We start from the raw sequence: 780 nt of genomic DNA on the forward strand, positions 1-780 counted from the left end.
GCGGTACAGTGACTATGGGGCTATAGCTGCATGAAATTGTCCGAAGTGTTGATAGTACTAACTTGTGGAGAAATAATACTTTCGACTCTGCAGACCCTAGTTGTCTGGATTAAATTTTCCTATTTTATAACAGTAGTGCTCTGTAATAGGTTGGGCTTCAAGGTTAACATATCCTAATTTAGGACTCCTATTGGCATTGGTTGACGCGCTGAAGGCAAACTTATTTACTATGTTTTAAAAGATAGATTTCCTATGGTTGTTGCCGTCAGCTGACACAGAATCAGTATGATTCTGTGTTTTATTGGCTGTATCCAGGGAGATTCAGCATGAAGATGATATGTGGCAAAACAGTAAGAACCGTTTTGGTGGTTTCTATTGCGGCATCTTTTGTGTGGATATCTTGGTCTGCCCAGGCAGATGGCGATGTCGAGTGTGGGGATATTATTACAACTGCGGTAGTATTTGATCAAGATTTGGTCTGTGGTGTCACCCTGGGCTTGACTATGACGGGGCCTGTTGGAAGCCTGGATTTAAATGGTTGCTCCGTGATTTATAACGAAACCGTGGTGGGTATATTACTGGACGGCACGTCAGCTCAATTATCAGGGGGCTCTACAGGATGGTTTTACTTCCAGCTGTAATACCGGGATTTCTGTTGAGGGGGTGCATTAGTTACTGGGACTGAACACCTTTAATAATTTTTTGGCGGGAATTGAATTTATCAGTACCTGCATTCAACTTTGAAGTGCATCAGTTAATCCCCTGGAAAAGAACGGTCAG

Annotated in this window: 1 protein-coding gene; it reads left to right on the top strand. The window is 42.7% G+C overall.

Features of this window, described 5'->3' with window-relative positions:
• Window positions 1-326 precede the first annotated feature (326 nt).
• Window positions 327-641: a hypothetical protein gene (locus MO867_RS22365; RefSeq protein WP_252473277.1), complete on the top strand. Its 315-nt coding sequence runs from the start codon at window positions 327-329 to the stop codon at window positions 639-641.
• Window positions 642-780: the final 139 nt, after the last annotated feature.

Source organism: Microbulbifer okhotskensis, from assembly GCF_023895975.1.
In the GTDB taxonomy this organism is placed as follows: domain Bacteria; phylum Pseudomonadota; class Gammaproteobacteria; order Pseudomonadales; family Cellvibrionaceae; genus Microbulbifer; species Microbulbifer okhotskensis.